Raw genomic sequence first — 19,189 nt, forward strand, 5'->3', positions numbered from 1 at the left:
CTGCTTAGGATAACAATATTAAGTCCTTTATCATTCTGAAACAGAATGATTTATGTTATTTTTGAAATGCGCCACGGTTTTTGCTAACGTTTTATTTCATTTAACAAACAAACTATAAAACAGTGTTTAAAGGAATCTTAAAGGGACAATCTTTTTGGGTTAAAATTATTGCCTTAGTACTGATTGCCATTTTCAGCATGTCTATGTTTACGGCATTGTCGGCGTTTTTGTTAAAACCGTTGTTTGGTGTTAATATCATTACCGATGCTGATGCCTTAATGGATTTAAGTCGTCCTGAAACTATTGCTGCCTATAAGTTTTTACAAATTGTTCAGGCAATCACATTGTTTATCATACCTGCACTCGTTTTTCCGGTTTTGTGTGATGAAAACACAGCAAGCTATTTGAAAATGCAAAAAGCGCCATCTGGGCTTCTCATTCTACTTGTTTTACTGTTGGCTTATTTTTCATCACCCTTGTTCGAGGTTAGTAACCAAATAAATCAGAAAATGACCCTCCCAGCTTTTTTAAGTGGAGTTGAAGATTGGATGAAAGCCAAGGAAGATCAGCTAAGCGAGCTGACCAAAGTTTTTTTAAGGATGGACAATTTAAATCAGTTATGGCTTAATTTGTTTATGATGGCGGTATTGCCGGCAATTGGCGAAGAACTTTTATTCAGAGGAGTTGCCCAACGCTTGTTTATTGATACGTTTAAAAATGCGAATGCAGGCATATGGGTTGCTGCGATTGTTTTTAGCGCATTGCACTTTCAGTTTTATGGTTTTTTACCACGAATGCTCCTTGGTGTTTTATTTGGCTATCTGTTTTATTGGAGCGGTAACATTTGGCTGGCAGTCTTTGCTCACTTTGTTAATAACGCAACGGTAGTTGTTTTTTCATACTTGTTCCAACATAAAATAATCGAGTTTAATATCGATCAAACGGATAGTCTCCCTTTAACAGCATATTTGGTATGTTTTATGGTGAGTGGCTCCTTATTGCTGGTGTTCCATCGGTTTACAATCAAGAAAACTACTTTGGAGAATTATGGAGGTTAATTGGATAAAGATTTATAATACCCATGAATGGTACAAAGCCGAATTGATTGCTCATTTGCTAGAGCAGGAAAGCATTGAAGTAGTTCGGATCAACAAAAAAGATTCTTCATACATGAGCTTTGGAGTTATAGAATTGTTCGTTCATCAGCAAGAGTTTACCAAAGCCATCGAAATAATAGTGTTGAATGAAGATAAACTCGATTGAAAAGTACACTCTTCATACAATTATCAAACTAAGCCCCTATTTTAGCGGTCCATTTTATAATCATGAGTAATTTAGTTCAGCGTACCATTACCGGTTTTTTTTTCGTAGCAGTTCTTATTTTTTGTGTGGCCTATAGCGGATATACTCTTGTCGGCCTATTTTTCATTATTTCGGTTTTAAGTCTTTATGAGTTTTATGGATTGGTAAAGCAGGGTGGATATAAAATAAATCTGGTTCTGGGTATTGCAGTGGGAGTAATTGTTTTTTTGTGTTTCCTTCTTAGGGCCTATACACAAATTGACAGTAGGAAAGTAATGATCTTGTTTCCGCTTATGCTTTTGTTGTTCTTAGTGGAGCTTTTCAGAAAACAGCAAAAACCCTTTGAGAATATAGGCATGACGATTTTGGGAATTATTTATGCGGTTTTGCCGTTCATTTTCTTCGTTAGTCTGGGCTTTTTACACGGGATGATTTATAATTATGAGTTACCACTAGGCTTTCTTTTCTTGTTATGGAGCAATGACACCTTTGCTTATTTATTTGGCCGACAATTCGGCAAACACAGGCTATTTGAAAGAATTTCCCCTAAAAAATCTTGGGAGGGCTTCTTTGGAGGAATGTTTTCTGCAGTTGTGATCTCACAAATTATTGCTCATTACTTTACCACGCTCAACTCGCTTAATTGGGCCGTGGTGGCATTGATTGTGGTTTGCTTTGGCACAATGGGCGACCTGGTAGAATCGATGTTTAAACGTAGCCTGGATGTAAAAGACTCTGGTTCAATACTTCCTGGCCATGGTGGTTTACTCGATCGTTTCGACGGCTTATTGATAGCAGCGCCATTTGTGTACGCATATTTAATTTTTCTTGAGGTTTAATTCAATCTAGCTAATAGAAGTAGTATTAATCTAGTGTAACTTCATAGATTGATGCATTAGTTTAACAATCTGATAATTTCAACAAGGCGTTTCCTCACAGGTAGACGCTTTTTTTTGTTATTTCTATAAAGATTGCAAGATTTGCATCACCAATTATATTGATTAATAGACCTTATTTCATTTATGGAATTTAAAGAGAGCAAACTCGCTGGGCACTCTAACCCATTCGAGTCTATGATGTCGCGTTTTGATGTGGCTGCTAAAATTTTAGGCCTAGACGAAGACACCTATAACATGTTAAAATCGCCTGTTAAACAGGTATTAGTAAACCTTCCGGTAACAATGGACAACGGAAGAATTAATGTTTACGAAGGTTTTCGTGTAATTCACAACAACTATATGGGCCCAGGTAAGGGCGGTATCCGTTTCGCAATGGATGTTGACCTTGACGAAGTAAAAGCACTTGCTGCTTGGATGACGTGGAAATGTGCGGTTGTAAACGTGCCTTTCGGTGGAGCTAAAGGTGGCGTGAAATGCGACCCTCGTAAAATGTCTAAAGGTGAGTTAGAGCGTTTAACTCGTGCCTATACCCAGGCAATGGCCGATGTTTTTGGTCCTGAAAAAGATATTCCTGCTCCTGATATGGGAACCGGTCAGCAAGAGATGGCCTGGTTGATGGATGAATTCTCTCGTATTAAAGGATTTACCAATGCAGGCGTTGTTACAGGTAAACCGTTGGTACTTGGTGGTTCAAAGGGACGCGTTGAAGCTACCGGTCGTGGTGTTATGGTAACTTGTCGTGCTGCTTTAAACAAATTGAAAATTAATCCTGCAAATGCTACTGCTGCGGTTCAGGGTTTTGGTAACGTAGGCTCTATTTCGGCCAAGTTATTAGAAAGCCAAGGCATTAAGATTGTCGCTATTTCAGATATTTCGGGAGCCTATTATAATGCTAACGGAATTAATGTTTCTGAAGCAATTGCTTATTCACAGGCTAATAAAAACTCATTGGAAGGCTATAAAAATGCCGGAAGAATTACCAATGACGAGTTATTGACACTGGATGTTGATGTATTGGTACCAGCGGCTTTACAAGATGTAATTACCAAAGAGAATGCTGTTAACATCAAAGCTAAGTTAATTGTTGAAGGTGCTAACGGTCCTACTTCAGCTAACGCCGACGCTATCCTGAAAGAAAAAGGAATTATGATCGTTCCTGATATTTTAGCCAATGCAGGTGGTGTTACCGTTTCATACTTTGAGTGGGTACAAAATCATCAAGGTTACTACTGGACGGAAGAGCGCGTTAATCGTCGTGCCGATCGTACCATGAAAGAAGCTTTTGAACAAGTTTATCAAGCTTCTATCAAATTCAATGTAGATATGCGTATTGCAGCTTACATTGTTGCTATCGACAAAGTAGCAAGCACCCGTAAATTATTGGGTGGTTTCTAAAAAGCAGCCAATTTTGTTTAAATAGAAAGGTTGTAAGGTGATAGTTGAAAAACTATTAACTTTGCAACCTTTATTTTTAACTTTGATATATGAAATTTCATCGTGAAGGCTATGCCAGCCTTGCTATTGTAATAGTATTTAGTGCGGTAATTATTGGGTTAGCCCGTTATTTTTTTCCGGAAACCGTTTGGGCTCATTATGTAGCGTATGCATTGTCGGCTGTATTATTAATAACAATTCTCCAGTTTTTTAGAGAACCGTCAATTGCAATTAATAAGAACGAGAACTTCGTCCTTTCTCCGGCCGATGGAAAAGTGGTGGTTATTGAGGAAGTTGAAGAAAGCGAATATTTTAAAGATCGTCGTATTCAGGTTTCAGTATTTATGTCGCCGGTAAACGTTCACGTAAATCGTAACCCAATTGGTGGCCTAGTGAAATATGCCAAGTATCATCCGGGTTTGTACCTTGTTGCATGGCACCCAAAGTCATCAACAGAAAACGAAAGAACTACTATTGTAATTGAGCAGAAACCGAAAGTGGAGGTGTTGTTCCGCCAAATTGCCGGTGCATTGGCTCGCCGTATCGTATTCTATGTTAAAGAAGGTGATAAAGTTGGACAAGGGGAAGAAATGGGCTTCATTAAGTTTGGTTCACGTGTAGATGTGTTTTTACCAATTGGAACTAAAATTAATGTGGAACTGAATCAGGTTGTAAAAGGCGGAATAACCGTTTTAGCAGAATTCAACGGTTAATTGTATATTGGGATTTAACCAAAACAGGATAGTTTTATGAAGAAGATCTTAATGATTATTGCGTTTGTTGGAGCTGTTTCTTTTGCAAGCGCTCAGGATGCAACCCAGGCTTCTAAGAAAGAGGCTCCTAAGGCCGCTTGTTGTCAAAAGTCCTCAAAAGCCACATGCACTAAAGAACAGAAAGAAGCTTGCGCTAAAACGACAGCAGATAGCAAAAAATCTTGTTGTAAAGATGCTGCCTCAAAAGAGAGTGCTGCTCCTAAAGGAAAAGCCCCGGCTAAAACAAAGTAGTCAGCTAAACAAAATATAAATAAGGCCCCATTAGGGGCCTTTTTAGTTTAATCAGTTAGGTTTATGCCTCCAACACTTTCATGCAATACTTTTCTGGTTGGAAAAGCAATTTCCGCGTTATTGGAGCTAATAATTTCTAGTATCTTATAAACAATTGACTCTTTAAGTTTTGTATGGTCGTTAGCGGGAATCATTTCTACAAAATAGCTTACCGTAACAATTAATGCCGACTCTCCAAAGCCCTCAAATGCAACCGTAATGTCAGCATCAATATGTTTAGTGCTTTTTAGTTGGGCCTCAATTTCGGAGGTTATCTTCTTCAATTGATCAGGTGTTGTAGCGTAGTCCAAGGCTAAAGTAAGCTTAACTTTTCTAAGCGATTTTTCAGTGAGATTATCCATTGGGTTGTCGACAATCTTTTTATTAGGCATCGATACGAGGCTCTTTTCAGTAGTCCTGATACGTGTACTTCTGAATCCCACTTTTTCAACAACCCCTTCAACACCACCAACTACAACATGGTCGCCAACAATAAAAGGTTTGTCTATAAAAATAGTGAAGGCTCCAAAAAGGTTCTCTACTGTTTCCTTTCCGGCCAGAGCCAAGGCCAACCCTCCAATTCCCAAACCACTTACAATTAGCCCAACGTTCAGATTGAACACAACGCTCATGATGATAAAAAAGCCTAATGAGCCTACAATGATCTTCACCAGTTCGCGTGTAAAAGGAATTAACTGTAATCCGGCCTTATAGTCATTTTCCGTAGCTTTTTTAAACAAAGCAAAGGCAATAAAATCAATAATTCGTAATAAAATCCAAAAGAAAGTTCCTAATGCTAATAATTCAAAAAGCTTGTCTATAAGGTCTGCGTAGGTTCTTACATGTGGTTCGTTTGAGGCTTGTAAAGATTGCTCCGTCTTTTTCTCTGTAGCAGTTGTTTTGGGAGCTTCATTAGCTGGTTTTACAGTTTCTTTTACAGTTTGCTCTACAACAACCGTCCTATTGAAAATAGGCTTATTTAAGGGGTGGTCGAGCTGGTTGATAGAAAAGTAGATTGACACAAACAAAATTAGTAGCTCAATAGGTCGCACCAGTAGTTCAACGAATTTAACTGCGGTGTCCCCTCCTGCAAAGCGTTCAAAAAGCCTGAAAATTAAACGGCTTAAGAACTTCGAAATAATGCGTTTAAATAAAAGGCCAAAAAATAAAATGCCCGCGCACCATATATAATTGTTGAGGCTGTTGCCCCAATAAACACGTTCTAATAATTGTACTAAAATCATATTATAAAAATAATGATGAAATAAGAGAATCCGGAATGCAAAAAATTTGATTTAAAAATAAAACGAAAAACCCTCTTAGAATCTCTAAGAGGGTTTTTGCATATATTGTGAAAACAATTAAGCTCTTTTTTCTTTGATACGTGCTTTTTTACCTGTTAAACCACGTAAGTAGAATAATTTAGCGCGACGAACAGCACCGCGGCTATTTACTTCAATTTTCTCAATGTTAGGTGAGTTGATCGGGAAAATACGCTCAACACCAATTGAGTTTGAAACTTTACGAACAGTGAAGGTTTCAGTAGCCCCTTGGCTGTTGCGTTGGATCACAACACCTTGGTATAACTGAATTCGTTCTTTGTTACCTTCTCTGATTTTATAGTGCACAGTTACTGTATCACCTGCTTTGAACGAAGGGATTTCTTTCTTCGCTATACTTTGCTCTTCAACAAATTTTACTAAATCCATCTTATTAAGGTCTTTAAACGAATTTTAATCGTCTAAAATTCGGATTGCAAGTATAGAGAAATTATTTGAAATATGAAAGTGAAATTTCAAAAAGAAACTTATCCACATTGAAGTTTGAACAAAGTGCTCTTAAGATTGCTGTAAATTAGTTACTTAAACAGTACTTTTCAGAACAAACCCCTGTGTTGATAATGTTAGTTACTTTAGATTTACACCAGGCTTATCGATCTTTTCAGCCATTTATTTCTCTGGCTTATCCAGATTAAAAGCCTGATGAAGTTTATGTTCGCTTTTCCACTGAAAAGGAGATACCGTAACGGGTTGTTATGCTACTAAAAAAGTTTTGCATTGGGGTTAATCTTCCAATAAATCCGGGCGACGTTTTTGGGTCCTTTCCATTGATTGCTCATAGCGCCATTTTTCTATAAGAGGTGTGTTTCCGCTTAATAAAATGTCGGGCACTTTCCAGCCTCTGAATTCCGCCGGACGGGTATAAACCGGAGCATCTAATAAATCTCCCTGAAAAGAATCTGAAAGTGCAGAAGTTTCATCCGATAATACCCCCGGAATTAAACGAATTACCGCATCGACCAAAATAGCTGCGGGTAATTCCCCTCCCGATAATACATAATCGCCAATGGAGATCTCACGCGTAACAAAATGTTCACGGATCCTGTTATCAATGCCTTTATAATGCCCGCATAAAACAATGAGGTTTTGCTGTGTAGAAAGTTGATTGCAAATGCCTTGATTCAGCACTTCGCCATCGGGAGTCATAAAAATGATCTCATCATAGGCTCTCTCTGCTTTGAGTTTTTCAATGCATGCAACAAAAGGCTCAATCATCATTACCATGCCCGAGCCTCCACCATAAGGATAATCATCAACGGTTTTGTGCTTGTTTCCCGAATAGTCGCGCAGGTTGTGGACCACAATCTCTGCAAGCCCTTTTGTTTGGGCTCGCTTTAAGATCGAATGGGCAAATGGACTGTCGAGCAATTGAGGTAGTATGGTAATAATGTCTATACGCATGCCGCAAAGATAGTTCTCAATTTGAAGATTAGAGAATATGAGGATTTGAAAATGCTTTCGAACCTTAATAAACAAAAAGAGCTTCCCATTGGAAGCTCTTCTGAAGTTATAATTTTCAAATTCTCAAATCATCAAATTTCTCATTGCTTAATGCATTTCCGGAATTTCATCACCGTCTTTCTCGACTTTCTCTACCCGTTTTTTATGCTTTTTCTTGTCGGAAGCGTTTTTAATAAACGGAATCTCTTTTAGTAATTCACTAGGGCTGATAACAATGCCAACCGGCGGAGGTAACCGTAGCTCTTCAGGAGTGGGTATGTTTTTCGCATTTACCTTATACGCATAAGCGTTTTCAGGAATCTCGAGCTCCAGAAATGCGCGTTTGAAATTTTCTTTAGTAAGCCCGTAAACCGTTACCCCTTTAAGAGTGTATATCTGTGGGCGCATACGGATGTTCAGATAAATACGGTTATTGGGAACTTCATCTTGCAGATAAAACTCAAAATTTCCATAGCCTAAGGCCGAAAATATTAATGTATCAGTTTTATAGATGGGAATAGAAAAGAAACCGTTGATATCACTAACTGTGCCCCTGCGAGAGTTTTTAACACGGATGTTTACAAAAGGGATCTTCTCATTGATACTGTCAGAAGCGTAAATAGTTCCAGAAAACTGAATAACCTGCTGTTGTTTTGGCGCATCTTGAGCATAAGTAGCCTTTGCTCCCAAAACGGCAAGAATTAAAATAAGTAGGTAGTTCAGTTGTTTTGTCATACTTAAATTTATCGTTTCTAAATGATTTTTAAAACTAGTTGCCTAGATAAATATCCAGTAACCCATCCGGCATAGTTACCAATATTTTTTTATTGTTGATATCAATTCCTGTGATGATATCTTCATTAAGGGGCAAAAGTACCTCTGTATCATTAACTAAAATTGAAGCAACAAATTGTTTAGGGTATTCAAAAACCTCAGAAATTTCACCTAAATCACCTTCTTTTTCATCAGTTACGAAAAAACCTTTGAGGTCTTTGTAGGTGAGTTCGCCGGTTTTACGCTTTGGGCGTAGTTTTTTAGGGACTAACACTTTCTTGCCGACTAATTTTGCAGCCTCTTCAATGGTGCTTACATCTTCAAACCCAAAGTAGGCTACACTTTTTTGAAAACGCATTGTTTCAATAAAGAAGGGAACGGCTTTACCGTTTATTTCTAAGAAAAGCATTCCGTTGGAGAAATAGCTTTCCAAAATGTCTTCTTCTAAATAAACCTGTACTTCGCCTTTTAAGCCTTGGGTTTTAGAAATATATCCTATTGAGAATAATTCGTCTATCTTCATGGTAACATAGTAAAGCAGTAAATAAAAATACGAAGCGTTGCTTTAAACAAAAATAGCGAGGCATTGCCTCGCTATTTTTACTAAATCGTGGAAGATATGCTTATTCAGCAGCAGCTTCGTTGTTTTCTTCAGTTGCAGGAGTTTCAACCTCTTCGGCAGCAGCTTCTTCAGCAGGAGCCTCAGCAACAGGAGCATTTTTAGCAGCGATAGCAGCAGCTCTTTCTTCTTTAATTTTAACCTCTTCAACTAAACGAGCTTTTGCTTTATCAGCAGCTGTATTAGCTAAACCAGTTTTCTTAGCGTTGATTTTGGTTTCTTTAGCTTCTAACCAAGCAGCAAATTTAGTTTCTGCTTGTTCAACAGTTAAAGCACCTTTAGCAACACCGCCTAATAAATGGTGTTTGTACAATACACCTTTGTATGAAAGGATGCCACGTACAGTGTCAGTAGGCTGAGCACCGTTTTGTAACCATTTAACTCCTTTTTCTACATTTAGGTCAATAGTGGCCGGGTTGGTGTTTGGGTTATAAGAACCAATTCTTTCAATAAATTTACCATCCCTCGGAGCACGTGAATCCGCCACCACAATGTGATAAAAAGCATTACCTTTTTTACCATGTCTTTGCAATCTGATTTTTGCAGGCATTTCTTTAAGTTTTAAAAAGTTTAAAATTCCCTTTATCTCCGCTAAAGGGAGCGCAAAGCTAAGAAACTCACACGAATTACGCAAACACGAATTACACTAAATAGAATAATAGCCAGAAAGCAGATAACCGATTACACAAATGGAAGAATTTTCGAAGCTTATCGGAAAGTTTTTGTGTAATTAGTCCTTCTTCAAAATTCGTATGATTCGCGCAATTCGTTAAATTCGTGCAATTTGTGAAAATATGTTAAAACTAGCCATAGATATGGATGAAGTATTGGCCGATACCTGGGCCAAATTCATTCAGCGATTTAAAGAGCGCGAAGGATTTGAAATTACTTCCGAAATGCTAACCGGAAAAGAGCTATCTCAAGCGGTACCTGCCGAATTAAAGCCAAGAGTTCATGAATGGATCAATGAAAAGGGTTTTTTCAGAGATCTGCCTGTTATGAAAGATGCCCAGCGAGTGGTGAAAGAATTAAACCAGAAATATGAAGTATTTGTGGCCAGCGCAGCCTCCGAGTTCAGAAACTCCTATGAGGATAAATACGACTGGTTAGAAGAGTTCTTTCCATTTATTGATTGGCGACATATTGTTTTTTGTGGAGATAAATCAATTATTGGGGCCGACATCATGATCGATGACCGGATCAGAAACTTCTCTCAATTTAAAGGCCGCCCTATTTTGTACAGCTCTCCGCACAATCATTTTATTAAAGATTACGAACGAGTGAATACCTGGGAAGAGGTTGCCGGGCTGCTATTGTAATTTATGATTTAGCAAGCCGACTGTTGGAAAGTTTTTAAGCAGAGGAGGTAACTATGCAAGAAATTGTGCTTTTTAACTTCATGCATAAACACCCTATTGACTCGACGTCGACGCATACTAGACGCATACTAGACGTATACTCGACGCATATACCATATTGACCCGTCCTGAAATTTACTTTTATATTGGTTTGCAGCGGTCACTCAACCTTTAGTTCTTACCTTTATTAATGGTATTTATAATACTGCAACGATTCAGATTCCTATATAATTATAATAAACCGCCTATTTTATCCTTCTTAAAGACCTTATTTTATTTACTGTTCAATATAATTCATTTCATTTTTTCACTATGTTGGGTGAATAAGAATGATAAAGCGTTACCTATAAACATAATGGAGGAACTCGCTACCCAGAGCCAATAACCCAAACGGTAACTAATGATTTCCTTGTAATTTCCTGCCTCATCACTTATAATCCTTTTAAAGAGCAAAAAAGATAAAGATATTAATACTGCAAGTAGACTACATATTAACGATAATTTAGGTTTCTTATTAATTGTAAACCATGATAATATGAGCAACGGATTAGCAAACCAAGTCAAAGTTGCTCCACCAAAAACCCAGCCTAAAGTACCGGAAAGTAATACGGCAAAAGAATCAGCACAAGATGCTGTAGTACAGTAACACTTTTGAGTTAATGCGTACATGAATAGTCCCAAACTTATAACTGTTATTACTTTATTCAATCTATTATCCATGTTCTATTGTTTTAATGCTTTATCAACAGACCCCATTAAGTGTTTCATTACAGATTGTACAAAACCTACTATAGGAACCATGCTTCCAACCCATTGCGATGGTATCGATTGTGAACCTATGTAATGCTGATTGCCTTCCGGCTTAAGACCTATATAATTTTGCACACGTAATATTTCTCCCTTTACTTCATAATTATCAATTTTCCGATCAGAAGCCCCTGCTATTCCTAAATTTTTCTTAGTAGCATAACTTAACCCTGCAGCATTGAACGTTATTGCAGATCTACCTGTAGCCAAGGCGTTAGCTGCTGCCTCACCGCCGCCTAATGAATGACCTACAAACGTTAATTCACTACTACCGAGCTTTTCACTGATACGTTTAGCATTTAAGTTAGCTTCAGTATATTGTGCAGACACACCATATAGCTGTGCAACATCTGCATTAAGGTCAGCTGAACTAGTCGGGTCGGTCCCGGCAGTAGCATAGGTATATTCTATTGTTCCATCTTCCTTGGTTCGTTGATAGAGTGCGGAATTAAGTCCTGTTTCTTCGTTATCGTATTTAATATAAGGAAGCGCACTTGACCGCTCCCAACCGCCTATCAAGCCTTTGTTCCCATTGTTTTTATCATACACATTGGTGGCGATTGCAGCGGCTTCTTCGGGGGTAGGCTTAAAGAGCATTCCATCCGGATCAATGAACCTAATCGGGTTATTGCCACAATACACATAAGGGCTAAACCTGCGCATCTTCTCCGCCAGCGGATCCGCCACATGCCACCTGCCCAACACCGGATCATAGAACCTGGCGCCGTAATCTAACTATTTCAACAACTCATCAATACTTTGCTGGCTTACAAAATGATAATTAGGCCGGGCTTTTAGGTAAATATCTTTAGCTATTTTCTTTCCCTCTTCGGTGGTAGCCATCGCCTTATACAGCGGCAACAGGAATCTTCTTCTGCCAACGTGCGTTAAAAAGTTGTTTAACGATGGGTACGCATCCACATAGTGATTGTTAATGGCCAATGTTAACCATGCTGTTAAAACTTCACTGTTGCCGGTTTTGGTCAATCCTAATGCTTTATCAAGCTCTTTCATTTGATCTATTGAAAGGGTATTAGGTAAATGCCTGACAAAATGCAGCAGCTCATGAGAACTCCAGTTCTTAAAAGGAAGTGCTTTTGCCGGTTTTCCATTGATCCATTGATTCAATGCCGAATCGACATTGTTAAAACGAATGGAAGTGAACTTTGGACAATTGGCGGGTAATCCTGGCTCGAAAACCCACTTTTCGATACCTATTTTCTCAGCCAAAGCTTTATCGTTTTTTATAAGCTCTTTGTAGTAATAATCAATAAATTCTTCGGTGCTGATGGTTTGAAACGCATGGCTTTTAAAATACTGGTTCAAAAAAGCATCAAATCTTGGACGTCCCACAACATTTTCAATGGTCTTCAGTAAACAAAAGCCTTTCTCGTAGGCAATGTCACCGGTCGCATCGTCTGGGTTACGGTCTTTTAAATTGAGTTTTAGTTTAGCATCAGGGTTTGATGGTCCCAGGTCTGTTAAGGTCGACTGCAGTTCCTGAAATCCTAAAACAGCGAGCATATCGGCATAATCCTTTCCTTCCATCCTCTCCATAATTCTACGTTCAAAATAAACGGTAAACCCTTCATTTAGCCACATATCGTTCCAGCTAGCATTGGTCACCAAGTTACCGCTCCAGGAGTGAGCCAGTTCATGTGCCACCACAGTTACTAATGATCGGTCGCCGGCAATAATGGTTGGGGTGGCAAAGGTTAGCTCAGGATTTTCCATGCCTCCAAACGGAAAGCTGGCAGGAAGAACCAACACATCATAGCGCCCCCATTTATAAGGGCCGTATAACTGTTCTGCTGTTGTCATCATTTTAGGCAAACCAGCAAACTCCCATGCGCATTTCTTGATCATGCTTTTTTCAGAATAAACGCCTGTGTTTTTACCAAGACTACGAAACTCCAAATCGCCTACCGCTAAAGCCATCAAGTAAGAAGAAATGGGGTTTTTCTGACTGAAGGTATAATGTCCTGAACTGTTTTTCTGGATAGGATTACTTGCACTCATCAAAGCCAGCAGGTTTGATGGAACTATCACTTCTGCATCGTAAGTAAATCGAATAGCCGGGCTATCCTGACAAGGAATCCATGTACGGGCTAAAATGGTTTCTGATTGGGTATATAAGAAAGGTGATTTTTTATCAGTGGTTTGTTGCGGACTTAACCATTGCAGTGCTTCTGCTTCTGGTGAAGTTTTATACCAAATTGTGACTTTTTTTGACGTTGGAGTGATTTCTACCTCTAGAGGGCGTCCCTTATATTTTTCTTCATGACCTAAAGTAAATTTTGCAAGACTGTCATCTACTTTAACACTGTCAATTAAAAGCCCATTTGAATCAAAAATGATGTTTTCAGCACTTTTATCGGCTTTGATATCCCAAACGGCTACTCCGCTTACCATCTTGGTTTCAAAATCAACATTGAGTTTGAGGTTCAGATGATTAACCTTTGCTTTTTTAGGTGTTGAAAAACTATGCACATCAGCCGGACGTACAGCATGAACTATCACTTTCTTTTCGGAAGTTTTCTTTTCTTGTTTGCAAGCAACAGTGCTTAAAAACAGCAATGCGATAAACCTTAGCTTCATTTTAGGCGCCAATTATGATTCGAACGATTACAGTTGAATGAAATTCACAAAATACCGGGCCTTGGCGGCTATGGGTTTGCCATTTTTAAAGGCGGGAAGCCATTTTGGCCCATTTTTAAGCACATCAATAGACGGAGTGTCAAAGTCGGCACCCATGCTTTTAAGCACAATAAAGTTTTGTAAAGATCCATCAGTATTTACGGTAAACTCCAATTGCACCGTTCCCTCCTTGCCCATTTCGGTATAGGCCTTTGGGTATTTAATGTTTTTATTGATATAGATCCGGTAAGCCGATTCAGATATGGCAAGCGTAGCTTCGGATGCAAGCGCTTTGTTTGATTGGAGATATTCTTTTATAGCGGTATTTGCTTGAAGTTTAAGATCTGGCATCAGTCCAATGACTGAGCGATCAGAATCTTCTGCACTAATACTAATAGTTTGTGTTACGTATCCTTGCTTTGACAAGACATAGTTTTGTTTGTCAACAGAAACATTAACTTCAAATTCTCCGTTTTCATTTGATTTCCTAGTCGTAGCGGACCCTTCCGTTTTGATCAGCACATCGGCAACAGGTATTGAAGTTAAGATGTCGAGCAGTTGTAGTGTATAACTGGCCGGTGCTAACTTAGCTTTAGCGGCAGTATGAATCCCATTTGCTTTGGTTACTACAACCTCTTTCAAAGCCTTTTCTTCTGTCTTTTCAGCATTAGCGATAATTTCCTTTGAGCTTTCAACCGGTGCAGACATGACCATAACGGATATGGGGGTGCCGTTATCAGCCGGAATTGGAGCAATTGGGGCGTGTGGTTTAGTTGGAGCCTTTGGCGGATTTTGAGCAACAGCTATTAACTCTTCTTTAGGGAGATAAATTATTAAGGTGTCCTTACTTACCCACATCAAAGGTTGCTTGGCCAGTTCGGCAAGTTTTTGCTCTCTATTTTGTTTTTTGATAATATAAAAAGCACCAATACAAACAACAGCGGCAACCGTGGCAGCAATACTTAGTTTATGCCATGGCAGTTCGCGCTGACGGCTTCTATCCTTGATTTTTTGATTTAACTGATGTTGTAGGTCGAACAAGGCCTTGTCGCTGCTGACGCCTGCTTTTTTCATGGCCGCAAAACCTTCCAGGGCCTCTCTTTCAAGGTCAGAATTGAGCAATTGTTGCAACTCTTCCGGCGATAAATCCTTACCGGCCAGTTCTTTCAGCTCATTGACCAAAAGCTCAGGGTTTTTATTTTTATGCAACTTCGCCATTATTCTTTTCTACACAAATTTTAAGGTTTCGCTTACCGTTTTGTATATAACTTTTTACTTTCGAAGCATCGAAACCAGTTATTTCAACAATTTCCTTATAACTCTTTTGTTCTAAATAAAAAAGATTTATACAGATCTTTTGCTCTTCTGGCAATTGGCGAATACACGCTTCCATTGTCTGAAGTGTAAGTTCTTTATCACCATTGCCATTATGATGCTCTTCTGCAGCAAATTCCATATCGTCATCGTCATTAGTGAGGTAGACCATACTTTGCTCAACATGGTATTTTTTAGAACGAAGCTGCATTAAGCAATAGTTTTTGGCAACTACATGAATCCACGATTTCCAGTTGGTTACGTGCTGATGAAGCAGGTCTCTTGATATTTTCTCAAAAATATGCATCACGGCGTCTTTGCTTTCATCTTCGTTTTTAAAGTATTTGAAGCAAACAGCGAAAATGAGTTCCATGTAACGGCCATACAATTCACCCAAATGCACAACATCACCTGTTCGGCGATAAAGTGCAAGCAGTTCCGAATCATCTTTCGGTTTGGGATTATTGAAAAGCTTTATAAACATGTATGCAAACTTCGTTGAAAGTTAGAAATAGTTACGTTAATTGCCAATTTCAGTTTCAATGACCGCTTTTATAATTATTCAACAGTAATATCGTATTTCGCTAATAAGCCAGGTATTCCTTGTAAGTCAAAACGTGCTTTTTTAATTCGGTTGTTTTCAGGGTCGATCGTATAGTTGAATGAAGTTCTAAAGTCGGCTTTTTCTAAAATACTATTGTCAAAGATCGCCCCGTTGAGGTTACAGGTTTTAAAAATCGCTCCCAAGAGATCGGTTTCTGTAAAATCAACTTGGGTTAAGTCACAGTTGTCGAAAGTGGTTTTTTTAAGGTTCATTCGATAGAATGAAGAAAGACTTAGATTACAACCTTCAAAATAAACATTAAAGAGAAAGGGTAAACAAACATCGAAATGGAGTCCTAATAGCTTGCACTGCTTAAATCGAACTTCTTGTAAAGCTGTTTTATGAAATCTACTGTTGCTTAAGTTGCAGCCGGTAAAATCACAATTTGAAAATTTTATTTCGGACAGATTGACGTTTGAAAAATTGCAATTAACGAAAGTACAGCAATCATACTCGCCTTTAATCAGGGTTTCTGTAGAAAAATCTGTTTTCTCAAATAATTTATCTTCAATGTAAACTTTACTCATTGGGGTATGCATTTATCAATGCACAAAGAAAATCATTTTATAGGATTGTTGACCTTGGAGTATAGGCTACGGCACAATAAATACAAACCGCTGAAGAAAAAAACAGAAAAACTCCCAAGGCTGATCAACGTTACAAACTCGGATTGGCTGGGCTGAAAAGATTTTAATATTATACAGCCGATCAGCACTCCGAAACTAAGCGTTCCCATCCATAGGGCAAATGTATGTAAGAGTTTCATTTTGGTCTAAATTGCGTTGGTTTTATTACTGCTAAAACATATTTGGTTTTTCGCAATATAAAATATTTAATTCTTGTAAAAAGAGCGAATGATAAAATTATTTGCAACCCCTAATAAAACAAAAGCGCCAATGAGTAAAACCCATTGGCGCTTTTGTTTTATTGTGAAGAAACTTATCGTCTCGCTCTTGGCATGTTTCGCATCATTTTGGCTGCTTGGCCCGGATCTGCGAAAACCTTCATCATTTTACGCATATCCTCAAACTGTTTTAACAGCTTGTTTACTTCGGTAATATTAGTTCCACTACCATCGGCGATCCTATTCCTACGGCTACCACTTATTAATTCAGGGTTTTCGCGTTCTAATGGAGTCATCGACTGGATGATGGCTTCAATATGCTTGAAGGCGTCGTCGTCAATATCAACATCTTTAATAGCTTTTCCTACTCCCGGAATCATACCCATCAAATCTTTAATGTTACCCATTTTCTTGATCTGATTAAGCTGAGAAAGGAAGTCGTTAAAGTCGAATTTATTTTTACGGATCTTCTTTTGAAGTTCAGCGGCTTGTTTCTCGTCAAATTGTTGTTGAGCACGTTCAACAAGTGAAACCACGTCACCCATGCCCAAAATCCGCGAAGCCATACGATCTGGATAGAACACATCGATTGCGTCCATCTTCTCGCCAGTACCAATAAACTTGATTGGCTTATTAACTACTGATTTGATTGAAAGTGCGGCACCTCCGCGAGTATCACCATCAAGTTTGGTTAATACAACACCGGTAAAGTCAAGACGATCGTTAAATGCCTTAGCAGTATTCACGGCATCCTGACCAGTCATCGAGTCGACTACAAATAAGATCTCGTGTGGTTTGGTAGCATCTTTAACCTCGGCAATTTCGTTCATCATCTGCTCATCAATCGCCAAACGACCAGCGGTATCGATGATTACTACGTTGCAGCCCGCTGCCTTTGCTTGTGCAATACCAGCTTCGGAAATTTTAACCGGGTTTTTTGATTCGTAATCTGTATGAACAGGAACCCCGATTTGATCGGAAAGAACCTTCAACTGGTCAATTGCCGCAGGACGGTAAACGTCGGCAGCTACCAGGAAAGGCTTTTTACCTTTTTGAGTTTTTAAGAAGTTGGCCAGTTTTCCGGTAAAAGTTGTTTTACCGGCACCATTCAAACCTGCAATAAGTATAATTGATGGGTTTTGTTTCAGGTCGAGTTCCGAAACGTTTCCGCCCATTAATTCTACTAATTCGTCATTAACCACTTTGATCATTAACTGACCTGGAGAAACGGAGGTAAGCACATTCATGCCTAAAGCCTTTTCTTTTACATTGTCAGTAAAAACTTTAGCGGTTTTATAGTTTACGTCGGCATCAAGAAGTGCTTTGCGAACTTCTTTAACGGTTTCAGCCACGTTAATTTCGGAAATACTGCCGTGGCCCTTCAGGACTTTAAACGCCCTGTCGAGCTTATCGGATAAATTATCAAACATATTTTGCTAAGAATCTGATTTCAAGGGCTGCAAAGTTAATATTTTTTATGACAAGTGGTGTTGTTTTTAACTAGTGGAGAATGAGGCTTGAGCCAATAAAAACGATAGGAGGAATAGAGAATGGTATTTAGAAAAAAGAGCAGTGTGTTTGTATTGGCTGCAGCTATCTTTTTTCGTGTTTTTTTGTGCACATTTACTGTTTATATAATCTCTTCTATATGAAATTTCTACGTTTGATTACTTTCCTTTTTGCTATTTCCTTTTCATTGACGTCATGTTATGATGCGGTTCAAAAAATTCAGTTTAAAGAGAATGGTGGTGGTAACATGTCTTACAGCATCGACTTTAGTAAAGGCCTTTCAATGATGAAAGCATTCATCCCTGATTCAATCCAACAATCTCCTGATTTTTCAAAGAAAATAGATACTTCTTTTACGCTTATTGAAGTTATGCCGGATAGTTTGAAAAAAACCAAAAGCAAAGAAACCCTTCAGATGCTGTCTGCAACGCGGTTAAATATGCAAATGGATATGGTAAATAATCAGTTTAAAGTAGAGTTTAATGGTGCTTCTAATAGCGAAGCAGATCTTCGCTATCGATTGCAAAACTTTGACAAGGAGCTTTCGGTTGGGGATAATTTTCCCGGAGGGAATAAAGATCTGGCAGGAGGAGCCTCGTCGGGACTAAGTACTGATTATTTTATTTATGAATACAAGAAAGGCTATTTTAAAAGAATCGTTGACACAGCAGCTTTTAATAAAAGCTTAGCGCAAAATGCTGCGATCTATGAGATGATAAAAAGTTCGGGCTTAGACGCAAATTTTGTGTTGGAATTAATGTTCCCTAAGTCAGTTAAAAAATATAAGTCGGCCTTGCTAACGTTGAGCAATGATAAGAAGGTAGCCACGGTTAAATACTCGATGAAAGATGCGATGAAAAATCCATCAATTATGGAAGTGGAGGTAGAATACTAAGTGGAGGTATTAAAAAATAAAAAACGCCAGAAAATTTAATTCTGGCGTTTTTTATTACCTTAATATGATGGATTGAGGCTTATTCGCCTTTTGGCCAATATAAATAGAAAGCTACAAAGAAAGGTTCGATACCAAACATGGTTAAATAAATCTTTCCTAATGTTTCAATGAAGGAGGTTTGAGCAGCTTTGTCGCCCATATTGAAAACTGCTAATGCACTGATAAGTAAAACGATGGCAAGAATTAAGTTAAATGTCATCAGTTTTGGTATCAAATTATCTTTTCTTTTCATCAGAGTATTAATTTCTCTATAACCGGTTTTTAAATAGCTGAGATCAGTTTTTCAGCCTTACGGCCACAAAAATATAAA

21 protein-coding genes and 1 pseudogene are annotated in these 19,189 nt (G+C 38.4%); 8 read left to right on the forward strand and 14 right to left on the reverse strand.

The genetic code is table 11. The features are described from left to right. The first annotated feature begins 122 nt into the window (after positions 1-122). From NF867_RS18415 to NF867_RS07670, 6 genes are all read left to right on the forward strand, one after another. Positions 123-1,058 (forward strand): CPBP family intramembrane glutamic endopeptidase, encoded by a 936-nt coding sequence (locus tag NF867_RS18415; RefSeq protein WP_252587225.1) that lies wholly within the window; start codon positions 123-125, stop codon positions 1,056-1,058. Next, positions 1,048-1,263 (forward strand): putative signal transducing protein, encoded by a 216-nt coding sequence (locus NF867_RS07650; protein WP_252587226.1) that lies wholly within the window; start codon positions 1,048-1,050, stop codon positions 1,261-1,263. The genes NF867_RS18415 and NF867_RS07650 overlap by 11 nt, the downstream gene beginning before the upstream one ends. A gap of 62 nt (positions 1,264-1,325) precedes the next feature. Then, positions 1,326-2,141, forward strand: a complete 816-nt coding sequence (locus tag NF867_RS07655) for a phosphatidate cytidylyltransferase (RefSeq protein WP_252587227.1) — start codon at positions 1,326-1,328, stop codon at positions 2,139-2,141. Positions 2,142-2,375: 234 nt separating this feature from the next. Then, positions 2,376-3,596: a Glu/Leu/Phe/Val family dehydrogenase gene (locus NF867_RS07660; RefSeq protein ID WP_252587228.1), complete on the forward strand. Its 1,221-nt coding sequence runs from the start codon at positions 2,376-2,378 to the stop codon at positions 3,594-3,596. 89 nt (positions 3,597-3,685) lie between these two features. Further along, positions 3,686-4,348, forward strand: a complete 663-nt coding sequence (locus tag NF867_RS07665) for a phosphatidylserine decarboxylase family protein (RefSeq protein ID WP_252587229.1) — start codon at positions 3,686-3,688, stop codon at positions 4,346-4,348. 36 nt (positions 4,349-4,384) lie between these two features. Continuing rightward, on the forward strand, positions 4,385-4,639 hold the full coding sequence (locus tag NF867_RS07670; protein ID WP_252587230.1) for a hypothetical protein: 255 nt from the start codon (positions 4,385-4,387) through the stop codon (positions 4,637-4,639). A gap of 47 nt (positions 4,640-4,686) precedes the next feature. On the opposite strand, the gene NF867_RS07675 is transcribed toward NF867_RS07670, so the two are convergent. The 6 genes from NF867_RS07675 to NF867_RS07700 form a co-directional block, all read right to left on the reverse strand. Further along, positions 4,687-5,922, reverse strand: a complete 1,236-nt coding sequence (locus tag NF867_RS07675) for a mechanosensitive ion channel family protein (RefSeq protein WP_252587231.1) — start codon at positions 5,920-5,922, stop codon at positions 4,687-4,689. 117 nt (positions 5,923-6,039) lie between these two features. After that, a complete protein-coding gene (gene rplS / locus NF867_RS07680; RefSeq protein ID WP_252587232.1) occupies positions 6,040-6,387 on the reverse strand; it encodes a 50S ribosomal protein L19 in 348 nt (115 codons plus the stop codon). Positions 6,388-6,741: 354 nt separating this feature from the next. Then, entirely contained in the window at positions 6,742-7,419 is a 678-nt protein-coding gene (gene trmD, locus NF867_RS07685; protein WP_252587233.1) for a tRNA (guanosine(37)-N1)-methyltransferase TrmD, read from the reverse strand. A gap of 147 nt (positions 7,420-7,566) precedes the next feature. Further along, entirely contained in the window at positions 7,567-8,193 is a 627-nt protein-coding gene (locus NF867_RS07690) for a carboxypeptidase-like regulatory domain-containing protein (protein WP_252587234.1), read from the reverse strand. Between the two features lie 34 nt (positions 8,194-8,227). Further along, positions 8,228-8,755 (reverse strand): ribosome maturation factor RimM, encoded by a 528-nt coding sequence (gene rimM / locus NF867_RS07695; protein ID WP_252587235.1) that lies wholly within the window; start codon positions 8,753-8,755, stop codon positions 8,228-8,230. A 100-nt stretch (positions 8,756-8,855) separates the two neighbouring features. Beyond that, complete coding sequence (locus NF867_RS07700) at positions 8,856-9,401, reverse strand: 30S ribosomal protein S16 (protein WP_252587236.1); 546 nt, start codon at positions 9,399-9,401, stop codon at positions 8,856-8,858. A gap of 244 nt (positions 9,402-9,645) precedes the next feature. Here NF867_RS07700 and NF867_RS07705 point away from each other — a divergent pair, with 244 nt between their 5' ends. Beyond that, positions 9,646-10,170, forward strand: coding sequence for a 5' nucleotidase, NT5C type (locus tag NF867_RS07705; RefSeq protein WP_252587237.1), 525 nt, complete (start codon positions 9,646-9,648; stop codon positions 10,168-10,170). Between the two features lie 333 nt (positions 10,171-10,503). Here the strand turns inward: NF867_RS07705 and NF867_RS07710 are convergent, their stop codons facing one another. The 7 genes and pseudogenes from NF867_RS07710 to ffh all read right to left on the reverse strand — a co-directional run bounded on the left by NF867_RS07710 (position 10,504) and on the right by ffh (position 17,845). Further along, a complete protein-coding gene (locus NF867_RS07710; RefSeq protein ID WP_252587238.1) occupies positions 10,504-10,929 on the reverse strand; it encodes a hypothetical protein in 426 nt (141 codons plus the stop codon). A gap of 3 nt (positions 10,930-10,932) precedes the next feature. Further along, a pseudogene (locus NF867_RS18525) lies at positions 10,933-11,748 on the reverse strand (RHS repeat-associated core domain-containing protein); the annotation flags it as partial. Between the two features lie 3 nt (positions 11,749-11,751). Next, a complete protein-coding gene (locus tag NF867_RS07720; RefSeq protein ID WP_252587240.1) occupies positions 11,752-13,614 on the reverse strand; it encodes a M1 family metallopeptidase in 1,863 nt (620 codons plus the stop codon). Positions 13,615-13,641: 27 nt separating this feature from the next. Next, positions 13,642-14,871, reverse strand: a complete 1,230-nt coding sequence (locus NF867_RS07725) for an energy transducer TonB (RefSeq protein ID WP_252587241.1) — start codon at positions 14,869-14,871, stop codon at positions 13,642-13,644. After that, a complete protein-coding gene (locus NF867_RS07730) occupies positions 14,855-15,451 on the reverse strand; it encodes an RNA polymerase sigma factor (protein WP_252587242.1) in 597 nt (198 codons plus the stop codon). Before NF867_RS07730 ends, NF867_RS07725 begins: the two co-directional genes overlap by 17 nt. Positions 15,452-15,525: 74 nt before the next feature. Next, the gene (locus NF867_RS18320) at positions 15,526-16,110 is read right to left on the reverse strand and encodes a pentapeptide repeat-containing protein (protein ID WP_341870038.1); all 585 of its coding nucleotides are present in this window, start codon (positions 16,108-16,110) and stop codon (positions 15,526-15,528) included. A gap of 400 nt (positions 16,111-16,510) precedes the next feature. Further along, entirely contained in the window at positions 16,511-17,845 is a 1,335-nt protein-coding gene (gene ffh / locus NF867_RS07745; RefSeq protein ID WP_252587243.1) for a signal recognition particle protein, read from the reverse strand. A 218-nt stretch (positions 17,846-18,063) separates the two neighbouring features. Between ffh and NF867_RS07750 the strand changes: the two genes are divergently transcribed. Continuing rightward, a complete protein-coding gene (locus tag NF867_RS07750) occupies positions 18,064-18,819 on the forward strand; it encodes a hypothetical protein (protein ID WP_252587244.1) in 756 nt (251 codons plus the stop codon). Between the two features lie 79 nt (positions 18,820-18,898). Here the strand turns inward: NF867_RS07750 and NF867_RS07755 are convergent, their stop codons facing one another. Continuing rightward, the gene (locus tag NF867_RS07755; protein WP_252587245.1) at positions 18,899-19,078 is read right to left on the reverse strand and encodes a hypothetical protein; all 180 of its coding nucleotides are present in this window, start codon (positions 19,076-19,078) and stop codon (positions 18,899-18,901) included. Positions 19,079-19,189 lie beyond the last annotated feature (111 nt).

Source organism: Solitalea agri, from assembly GCF_023914155.1.
Taxonomy (GTDB): Bacteria; Bacteroidota; Bacteroidia; order Sphingobacteriales; family Sphingobacteriaceae; genus Solitalea; species Solitalea agri.

Bases quoted from the DNA above. Each gene is read 5' to 3' on its own strand.
- NF867_RS07730 (WP_252587242.1), bottom strand. From the start codon at position 15,451: ATGTTTATAAAGCTTTTCAATAATCCCAAACCGAAAGATGATTCGGAA.
- ffh (WP_252587243.1), bottom strand. From the start codon at position 17,845: ATGTTTGATAATTTATCCGATAAGCTCGACAGGGCGTTTAAAGTCCTG.
- trmD (WP_252587233.1), bottom strand. From the start codon at position 7,419: ATGCGTATAGACATTATTACCATACTACCTCAATTGCTCGACAGTCCA.
- NF867_RS07690 (WP_252587234.1), bottom strand. From the start codon at position 8,193: ATGACAAAACAACTGAACTACCTACTTATTTTAATTCTTGCCGTTTTG.
- NF867_RS07700 (WP_252587236.1), bottom strand. From the start codon at position 9,401: ATGCCTGCAAAAATCAGATTGCAAAGACATGGTAAAAAAGGTAATGCT.
- NF867_RS18320 (WP_341870038.1), bottom strand. From the start codon at position 16,110: ATGCATACCCCAATGAGTAAAGTTTACATTGAAGATAAATTATTTGAG.
- NF867_RS07750 (WP_252587244.1), top strand. From the start codon at position 18,064: ATGAAATTTCTACGTTTGATTACTTTCCTTTTTGCTATTTCCTTTTCA.
- NF867_RS07650 (WP_252587226.1), top strand. From the start codon at position 1,048: ATGGAGGTTAATTGGATAAAGATTTATAATACCCATGAATGGTACAAA.
- rimM (WP_252587235.1), bottom strand. From the start codon at position 8,755: ATGAAGATAGACGAATTATTCTCAATAGGATATATTTCTAAAACCCAA.
- NF867_RS07660 (WP_252587228.1), top strand. From the start codon at position 2,376: ATGATGTCGCGTTTTGATGTGGCTGCTAAAATTTTAGGCCTAGACGAA.
- NF867_RS07725 (WP_252587241.1), bottom strand. From the start codon at position 14,871: ATGGCGAAGTTGCATAAAAATAAAAACCCTGAGCTTTTGGTCAATGAG.
- NF867_RS07670 (WP_252587230.1), top strand. From the start codon at position 4,385: ATGAAGAAGATCTTAATGATTATTGCGTTTGTTGGAGCTGTTTCTTTT.
- NF867_RS07710 (WP_252587238.1), bottom strand. From the start codon at position 10,929: ATGGATAATAGATTGAATAAAGTAATAACAGTTATAAGTTTGGGACTA.
- NF867_RS07720 (WP_252587240.1), bottom strand. From the start codon at position 13,614: ATGAAGCTAAGGTTTATCGCATTGCTGTTTTTAAGCACTGTTGCTTGC.
- NF867_RS07705 (WP_252587237.1), top strand. From the start codon at position 9,646: ATGTTAAAACTAGCCATAGATATGGATGAAGTATTGGCCGATACCTGG.
- NF867_RS07665 (WP_252587229.1), top strand. From the start codon at position 3,686: ATGAAATTTCATCGTGAAGGCTATGCCAGCCTTGCTATTGTAATAGTA.
- NF867_RS07755 (WP_252587245.1), bottom strand. From the start codon at position 19,078: ATGACATTTAACTTAATTCTTGCCATCGTTTTACTTATCAGTGCATTA.
- rplS (WP_252587232.1), bottom strand. From the start codon at position 6,387: ATGGATTTAGTAAAATTTGTTGAAGAGCAAAGTATAGCGAAGAAAGAA.
- NF867_RS07675 (WP_252587231.1), bottom strand. From the start codon at position 5,922: ATGATTTTAGTACAATTATTAGAACGTGTTTATTGGGGCAACAGCCTC.
- NF867_RS07655 (WP_252587227.1), top strand. From the start codon at position 1,326: ATGAGTAATTTAGTTCAGCGTACCATTACCGGTTTTTTTTTCGTAGCA.